This is a genomic window from bacterium (assembly GCA_029210965.1).
Classification (GTDB): Bacteria; BMS3Abin14; BMS3Abin14; order BMS3Abin14; family BMS3Abin14; genus JALHUC01.
The window spans coordinates 1-8,530 of record JARGFZ010000067.1; the positions used below are offsets into that span (position 1 = coordinate 1).

5 protein-coding genes and 1 tRNA gene are annotated in these 8,530 nt (G+C 54.9%); 1 reads left to right on the top strand and 5 read right to left on the bottom strand.

Features of this window, described 5'->3' with window-relative positions; genetic code table 11:
- Nucleotides 1–184 precede the first annotated feature (184 nt).
- The 4 genes from trmFO to rnr form a co-directional block, all read right to left on the bottom strand.
- Nucleotides 185–1,510: a methylenetetrahydrofolate--tRNA-(uracil(54)-C(5))-methyltransferase (FADH(2)-oxidizing) TrmFO gene (gene trmFO / locus P1S59_13875; GenBank protein ID MDF1527324.1), complete on the bottom strand. Its 1,326-nt coding sequence runs from the start codon at nucleotides 1,508–1,510 to the stop codon at nucleotides 185–187.
- Nucleotides 1,497–3,755 (bottom strand): type I DNA topoisomerase, encoded by a 2,259-nt coding sequence (gene topA, locus P1S59_13880; protein MDF1527325.1) that lies wholly within the window; start codon nucleotides 3,753–3,755, stop codon nucleotides 1,497–1,499. The genes trmFO and topA overlap by 14 nt, the downstream gene beginning before the upstream one ends.
- A 384-nt stretch (nucleotides 3,756–4,139) precedes the next feature.
- The gene (gene dprA / locus P1S59_13885; protein ID MDF1527326.1) at nucleotides 4,140–4,997 is read right to left on the bottom strand and encodes a DNA-processing protein DprA; all 858 of its coding nucleotides are present in this window, start codon (nucleotides 4,995–4,997) and stop codon (nucleotides 4,140–4,142) included.
- Complete coding sequence (rnr, locus tag P1S59_13890) at nucleotides 4,987–7,155, bottom strand: ribonuclease R (protein MDF1527327.1); 2,169 nt, start codon at nucleotides 7,153–7,155, stop codon at nucleotides 4,987–4,989. The genes dprA and rnr overlap by 11 nt, the downstream gene beginning before the upstream one ends.
- Nucleotides 7,156–7,233: 78 nt before the next feature.
- On the opposite strand from rnr, the gene P1S59_13895 reads away from it, so the two are divergent.
- Nucleotides 7,234–7,320 (top strand) — tRNA-Leu (locus tag P1S59_13895).
- 168 nt (nucleotides 7,321–7,488) lie between these two features.
- Here P1S59_13895 and P1S59_13900 read toward each other — a convergent pair.
- The gene (locus tag P1S59_13900) at nucleotides 7,489–8,160 is read right to left on the bottom strand and encodes an HAD family phosphatase (GenBank protein ID MDF1527328.1); all 672 of its coding nucleotides are present in this window, start codon (nucleotides 8,158–8,160) and stop codon (nucleotides 7,489–7,491) included.
- Between the last annotated feature and the right edge of the window lie 370 nt (nucleotides 8,161–8,530).

The window sequence follows — 8,530 nt, forward strand, 5'->3', positions numbered from 1 at the left end:
TCCAGATCCTCGGTTTCCATAGCGATAATGAAGCGGCAAAGCGCCTGCAAGAGGCAAGACAACAACTCTTTGAATCTGATGATGCATTTCTTTATAAGAATAGGATTTCCCCAGGTACTGACCCCCTGTTTTGGTTTGTCCTGGATAAATTGTCGTCCATAAGATCTTGATCTTATTCTGCGTTCTACGTTCTACATTCTACATTCTGCCCTTCCAGCCACCCCTTCATATCCTGCAGAGCTCGCTCTGCGAGTTTCTGGCGCTTCACATCCTTCTTCAGCTTGAGGTCAGGTAATGGGGGCAGCAGTCCGAACTGGGCGTTTACCGGGGTAAAGGGAGATCCTTCAGTACTGGTGAGTTTTTGAAGAATGGCGCCTGTCATGGTTGTCTCAGGCAGTGGAACCGGTTGATGGTCTTTCAGAAAGGCGGCCACATTGAGACCTGTTATAAGGCCGCTGGCCATCGATTCCACATAGCCCTCTACGCCGGCGATCTGCCCGCAGAAAAATAGCCGTGGGTCACTGAGGAGCCTCTGTGTCCGGTCGAGGAGGGATGGGGCGTCGACATATGTGTTTCGATGGATGGTCCCCAATCTTTCGAAACTGGCTTTCCCGAGGCCGGGGATTGTCCTGAAGATCCTCTCCTGGTCCGGAAAAAGCAGCCGGGTCTGAAACCCTACCATGCTGTAGGAGGTGGCGGCCCTGTTCTCGGGACGCAGCTGGATCACCGCGTGGGGCCGCTTGCCGGTTTTCGGGTTGGTCAGTCCTACAGGCCTCCAGGAACCGTAGGCCAGTGTCCGGTCCCCGCGGGATGCCAGCTCCTCTATGGGCATGCAGGCTTCGAAATAACGTGCATCCTCGAATTCGTGGGGTTTAAGCGGATCCGCTGTCCTCAGGGCCGATACGAGGGCCTGGTACTGATCCTCGTCCAGCGGGCAGTTGACGTAGGCTCCCGAACCGGGGTCCTGGTAGCGGTCCTGGAGGAACACCTCATCCCATGAGATACTGTCGGCTTCGATGGTGGGTGCGATGGCGTCGTAAAAGAAGAGGGATTCAGTGCCCACACTGTTTCTGATTGATTCGGTCAGGGGGTCTGATGTCAGGGGACCTGATGCGATAACGACAATGCCTTCTTTGGGGATAGTCGTTACCTCTTCCCGAATTAACTCGATAAGCGGCGATCCGTTAAGGGCTTCGGTCACCATGTGGGCGAACTCCCGACGGTCTACGCACAGGGATGACCCACCGGGGATCGATGCCTTCTCCGCGATCTCAAGTAGCAGTGATCCGGCAAGGCGGAGTTCCTCCTTCAGGAGACCACTGGCCCGGTCTTGCCTCCGGGATTTCAGGGAATTACTACAAACCAGTTCCGCCAGGTCGTCGGTCCGGTGCGCGGCTGACCTGACCTGGGGCTTCATCTCGAAAAGCTGGACAGGGAAACCTCTGCGGGCGATCTGCCAGGCTGCTTCGCAGCCGGCCAGGCCGCCGCCGACAACCTTAATCAGATTCATCTCCCTGAACCTTATGTCCGCACTCTTTGTCGGCGCAGATCAGAACGTCACCTTTTTTAGTGGAGCGCCGTGTCATCATGGGGAATTCGCAGGCGGGACAGGGGGTCTGAACCGGTTCATCCCAGACGGCGAAATCACATTTCGGATAGGCGGAGCAGCTGAAGAAAGTTTTACCTTTTCGGGTCCTGCGAACCACCATTTGACCGTCGCATCCCTCTCGGGGACAGCCCACGCCGGTTGTAAGCGGTCTGGTTCCTTTGCATTCCGGGTAACTGGAGCACCCCAGGAAAGGCCCTGTGGGGCCTTGCTTTAAATTCATGGGGCTGTCGCACTCGGGGCACTTTTCGGGGCGTTCTTCGCTCTTTGCCAGGTGGAACTTCCCGTCGGATGTACGTTCAAAATCCGAAGTGAAACGGCACTCTGGATAGCCCCCGCAGGCCAGAAATTCTCCGGTACGTCCACTCACTTTAACCATGAGCGATTGTCCGCAATCCGGGCACTTGAGATCAGTTTCGCCCCACGTGAAGTCCTCGTCTTTTTCCTCCACCGATGTAAGATTCGTGGCGAAAAGATCGTAGAACGCCTGTAAGACATCGAGGTAGGTTTTAGCCCCTTCCTCAATAAGATCCAGCTCATCTTCCAGGTGAGCCGTGAACTGGACATCCACCAATCTGGGGAATCTGGAAACGAGGTAGTCGTTTACGCCCATGCCCAGGGAGGTTGGGAAGAACTTTTTCCTGTCCTCCATGATGACATATTTTCTTTTCCTGATCGTATCCAGAATAGCCGCATAGGTGCTAGGCCGCCCTATCCCCTTTTCCTCCATAGTTTTGACCAGGGTGGCTTCCGTATACCGCGGCGGGGGTTGGGTTGTTTTCATTTCGGCATCAACTTCGATCAGCTTCAGGTCCTGTCCCACTGTCATCGGCGGAAGGCTGACCTCTCCGTCATTGTTGTCGTCCCGGCCCTCTTCGTAAAGTGCCGTAAAGCCCGGGAAGAGAACCCTCTGGCCGGACACCGACAGGCCGATAGAGCCAGCCGTTATCTGAACCTTGGTCCGCTCGATCCGCGCGTTTTCCATCTGGGATGCCAGGAAGCGCTTGTAGATGAGTTCGTAAAGCCTGGCCTGGTCCTTTTCAAGGTAGGAGAATACTTCTTCGGGTCTCAGGTCCGGCTGACTCGGTCTGACCGCTTCGTGGGCATCCTGTGCCCCCTTCCGGTTGCGGTACCGGCGGGGAGATTCCGGGACATATTCCTTGCCGAAGCGTTGGGCGATCTGTTCCCTTGCCGATTCCAGGGCCTGGTCGGAGACGCGCACAGAGTCTGTCCGCATATAGGTTATGAGCCCCATGGTGCCCCTGTCACCCAGGGTGATACCTTCGTAAAGCTGCTGGGCTACCATCATGGTTTTCTTGGCAGTAAATCCCAGTTTTCGGGCTGCTTCCTGCTGCAGGGTGCTGGTGATGAATGGGGGGGGAGGGGATTTCTTGCCCTCCTTAACATCCAGGTTGCTGACGATATGGGTCTCTTGCTGGAGTACGGTCCGGATTCTGGTGGCAGTGGCTTCGTCGGCAATGCGGCCGTTTTTCAGGGTTGTTGCCCCATCGTCCATAGAGACAACCCTGGCCTTCACGACGGGGGGCTGACCGGCCTCCAATATGGAGTGAACAAGCCAGTAATCCTCAGGAATAAAGGCCTGGATCTCCCGCTCCCTCTCACACACGAGTCGGAGGGCTACCGATTGAACACGTCCTGCCGAAAGGCCTCTCTGTATCCTTTTCCACAGCACAGGGCTTAGCTTGTACCCGACCAGACGATCAATGGCCCGCCGGGCCTGCTGAGCGTGAAACTTCTGGTCGTCAGGCTTTCCGGGGGCCTCCAGGGCCTTCAGTATCCCGTTTTTGGTTATCTCGTGGAAAAGGACTCTGTAGACCCTGTCATCGGGGAGTTTGAGGTGTTCGCTTATCAGGATGCCAATGGCCTCCCCCTCGCGGTCCGGGTCGGTAGCGAGGAGGACCCGTCCGGCATTCCTGGCGGCTTTGGTTATCTCACTGAGAACCTTTTTCTTGCTTGGGATGACAAGGTTTTTGAGGGTGAACCCCTTTTCGGGGTCCACGGCAAGCTCCTTGGTCGGAAGGTCGATGACGTGACCGTTGGAGGAAAGAACGTCATAACCTTTTCCCAGGATCTTTCCGATTGTTTTTGCCTTGGTAGGTGATTCGACGATTATTAGATCTTTGGCCATAGGTTTTTTCCTTAATTGGAAACAGCAGTGGATCGTAAACAGTAAACGGGAACTCCAGCTTTTCACTTTGCACCGTTCACAGATCGGCGAAGCAACGGGATTTAAGTTTGCTTCTAAACCAGACTATAAGCACCTTTGTCAAGCATTAACCAAAAAGCAGGGTCTAGAATCTTGAAAAAACGGAACGCAGAGCGCAGGACACGGAACGCAGAATAAGGGCCAATACTATTTGCGCAAAGCTAACTACTGAGGACTGATCATCAATAACTGCATTTTCTCTTCATAGCATCGCGTTAAAGTGTTAGATCTTCTCCTGTGTTCCGCGTTCTGCGTCGTGAAGTAGCTACTGTTCACCATTCACTTTTCACTCTTCACCGATCTACCTTATCTCAACGCAAACATCCCTCCCGGATCGCGGATGACCAGTCCTTCCAATTCCAGCTTTGAAAGCTCGGATAGAACCTGGGGAAGCGGCATCCCTGTGACCTTTACCAGGTCCTCAGGAAGGTGTGGCCCGGGTTTAAGGGCCCGAAGCACCGGATCCGCTTGCTGCTGATCACAGCCAGATCCGAAGGCCGTTTCGATCATGTTGTCCAGTCCCAGGACACGGAGGATGTCGTCAGAGTTACACACCGGCGACGCACCGTCCCTCAGGAGAACCACAGGTCCAGCCGAAAGGGGGTCATCAGCCCGTCCTGGTACTGCCATGACCTCCCGCCCCTGATCAAGAGCCCATCGCGCGGTTATGAGGGAGCCGCTGCGCCCCTTGGCCTGGACTACGACCACCGCAAGGGAAAGGCCGCTGATGATCCTGTTGCGGGATGGGAAGTTCCTGGGCAGTGGGGGAGTGCCGGGATCGAACTCGGAAAGGAGAGCGCCGCTGGCGATGATCCGTCTTCGGAGCTCTCCTGCTCCTCTGGGATAATCGATATCAAGCCCACAGCCAAGGACGGCGAGGGTTCTTCCTCCTTTGTCCAGGGCTGCTCTGTGGGCTTCGGTGTCGATCCCTCTCGCAAGCCCGCTGACAACGGTCACCCCGCTGGCGGCAAGGCCCCCTGAAATGATACGGGCCATGTGCCGACCATAGGGTGTCGCATTGCGTGACCCGACGACAGCCACCGAAAGAAGATCCTCTCTGATGATCTCCCCCCTTATGTTCAAGCTGGCGGGAGGGTCTGTTATCTGATCAAGCAGTTCTGGATATCCTGGACCTCCCGAATAAACCCGGCGATCAGCGCTCACCCTTTTCCCCGGTCAGCTTAAAGTCCACGTGCCGTCTGGCGAGGTTGACATCGGCCACTTCCACAGTCACCTGGTCTCCAATGAGGAACACGGTGCCTGTGTTCTCGCCCACGAGCATCAGGCGGTCTTCGTGGAAACTGTAGTAATCATCGTGAAGGGCCGAGAGGTGGACCAACCCTTCGATAAAGAACTCCTCCAGTTCGACGAAAAAGCCGAAAGAGGTCACGGCCGAGACCACACCACGGAAGGTCTGTCCCACCTTGTCCTCCATGAACTTGGTTCTCAGCCATGCCAACAGATCCCTGTGGGCTGCTTCCGCAGTTTTTTCCGTCTCGCTTATGTGCTCACAGAGGGCCGTTATGTCCCTGGGCGAGTAGGGCTGGCTGTAGCCCAGGATGCCCTTGAGGATCCTGTGGACTTCAAGGTCTGCATACCGCCTGATAGGAGAGGTGAAGTGAGCGTAATCGTCAAGTGCCAAAGCGAAGTGTCCCTCCGGGTCCGGAGAGTAGTGAGCCCGCATCATGGAGCGAAGGATGACAGTGTTTAAAAAACGCTCCTTGCCAGTTCCCCTGGCTTTTTCCAGAATATTCCTGAACGGTCCAGATCTGGCGGCCGATACCGGCACTTGGTAGCCCAGAGAGGCGAGGAGTCCGTTGAGTTCCTTTATGCGATCGGCGGTAGGCTGTTCGTGAACACGGTAGATCCCCCCTGCCCCCGACTCCCGGAGCACCTCTCCCACTATTTCGTTAGCCAGGAGCATACACTCCTCCACGAGACGATGGGATGTGTACCTGACAGCTCTGTATATGTTCTCTACATGACCTGTAATGCTCAGAACCACCTCCGGTTCGGGGAGGTCGAAATCGAGGCTTTTGCGAAGCCCTCGTCTTTTCGCCAGGCGTCCATAGGCTTCCTCCAGGAGTTCGAGGCTGCCGAGAACCTTGTTGTGCGTTTCCGGCAAAGGTGAGCCCCCGGTCAGATGGTCTTCTACCTGACGGTAGGTAAGTCTGGCCTGGCTCTTGATGACACTTTCGTAGAGGCTGTGTTGTGTGGGGTTGCCATCCGGGCCGATACGCACCTGGCAGGTGAAGGAGAGCTTGTCTTCCCCGGGCCGGAGGCTGCAAAGGCCGTTGGAAAGGCGTTCCGGAAGCATAGGGATGACCGATTCCGGGAAATAGACCGAGTTCCCCCGGTTGCGGGCCTCCTCATCGATAGCCGAACCGGCTTGAACGTAATGGGAGACGTCGGCGATGGATACGTAAAGTTCGATGGCACCGTCCCCGGCGGCTCTGGCAAATAATGCGTCGTCAAAATCTTTCGCCTTGACCCCGTCGATGGTGATGAAGGGAAAGGATCTTAAGTCCTTTCGTCCGATGATATTTTCCTTCGAGGGTTCCTTGGGCAGATTGGAAGCTTCCCCGCTGACCTTCTTTCCGAAACGGTGGGGAAGCTCCTTGGATCGGATCACCGCAAGGGTCTGGGTCTCCAATGTGTTCGGGTCCCCCAGGACCTGTTTCACCTCGCCCCTGCCCAGACGACCCTTTTCGGGGTATGTCGTTATACGAACCACCACAAGCTGGCCTGTTTTTGCCCCTGAACTCATGCCCGGGGGAATAAGGAAAGCCGGTCCGATCCTGTCATCCTGGGGGTGGGCGGTTCCCAGCCCCTCATCCTCTTCGTAATAAGCGACGAGCTCTTTCCTGGCTCTCTTTATGATCCTGATAACCCTGCCGCTGGCCTTTCTGCCCCTGTGTCCCTGGCGTTCAACCCTGACCACCACCGTATCGCTGTTCATGGCGCCGCCCAACAGGGAGGCCGCGACCCGAACCTCCTCACCGTCTGTTTCGGGTGTTACGTAACCATCGCCTTGCCCCGTGATCTGAACAGATCCGGTTACCAGGTGAACCTTTGATGGCTGGACGAACCGTCCTCCCTTGATGCGGATAAGTTTCCCGCCTGCCACCAGTCTGTTAAGAGTGGCTCTGAGGGAGCGCCGTTCCGGCTGTGGAATATTCAGTTCCTCTCCCAGTTCGGTGACAGTGAGGGGCCGGGCGGCATCCCCGGACAGGAACTTGACGATCTTTCCCTCATCGAAGGAATATTCCTTTTCCCTTTTCTTTTTATTCTTCTCACTTTTTTTTCTGTATATGCTTGACAAGGTTTTCCTCCCTGTTGTAATTAGCTGTGGCTGGCATACTGACAGTCTAGCAAAAGTGATACCAACTTGCCTGCGAGCGCGAAAGTGGCGGAACTGGTAGACGCGCTGGGTTCAGGACCCAGTGGAGGCAACTCTGTGGGGGTTCGACTCCCCCCTTTCGCACCATCCAATAAAAAAGCCCCTTATAGTGGGGCTTTTTTATTGGAGTTCCATGTTCCACATTCCAAATTCCAGGTTGAAATTCGGGAAAGTTTCGTTAGGTAATCCATCAAGTTGTCCGTGCAAGATCATCCGAATCCGGGTAAGAATATATGACATATCAGCCACGGTAGATCAAGAATCCAGATCCTGGTCCGTGGAACCTGGAACCTGGAGCCTGGAACCTCTGCCAATAGGTGGTAATTCCACCCCCTCGGCAGCCAGGATCATTTCGGTTCTCGCGGCATCTTCAAAAAGGAACGCCCTCAGGCCAAACTCCTTCGCTCTGTCAATGTTGCCCTGGTTGTCGTCGAAGAAGGCCAGCTCTTCAGGTAGAAGGGTGAGCCGTTCACACGCCAAACGGAATATCTCCATGTCCTGTTTTGTGTAGCCTTCCTCATAGGAGTTCACCACCGTGTCGAAGGCCGTGAGCAGGTCGTCCCTTTCGTCCAGTTCGTAGAGCCAGTTGCACTGGTCTGTCAGCAGCCCCACGGGTATCTGTCCCCTGATCCTGGTTGTCAGGTCCGGCATTCCCGGGAGAGGTTTGAAGGCTTCCAGTATGGTACCCCTCTCGGCAAACAGGCTCTCGTCAATGCCGGTGGCCTCGGCCAGTTGATCCCAGAATATTGCCTCCGGCACCTCTCCCCTGACATAACCGGTGGTGAATACAACCTCAGTAGCCGTCTGGTAGAACTGTTCTTCGTCCACCCTGTGCTTCCTGGCGATGGCGAAGAGTCCTTCACGGAACCCCTCGGTGTAGTAGACGCCTCCCAGATCGAAGTAAACGGCCTCTATTTTGTAATCCAAATTGTCTCCTCTGGTTAACTGCTGTTTTATAATAGGACTATGCCCAACAGATAGGGGTTTGTACAGTATTTGAGAGGCAAAATCTGATGGACTCGTAAAAAGTCCATCAAAGCGCCCCATATGGGCGCCCAAATCAATGACTGAGTGTGTAAGTCATTGATTTGTAAGGAAAGCGGAAATGACACTTTTCGCTTTCCGAGGAGTAAAAAGCCAGTAATGGACTTTTTGCGACCCTATCAAATTAGAACCTACCCTTCGACTGGTTAATTAGCGCTGATAATTTTTTCCAGACACTAGACATAATGAATTGACCTGTCCAACCTTGAAGCCGTGGGTTATCCTTTGAGGTTGGGAACTTAGAGAACCTTAG

What these genes read in the sequence shown, in the direction of transcription:
- trmFO (MDF1527324.1), bottom strand. Translation starts at nt 1,510, where the DNA reads ATGAATCTGATTAAGGTTGTCGGCGGCGGCCTGGCCGGCTGCGAAGCA.
- topA (MDF1527325.1), bottom strand. Translation starts at nt 3,755, where the DNA reads ATGGCCAAAGATCTAATAATCGTCGAATCACCTACCAAGGCAAAAACA.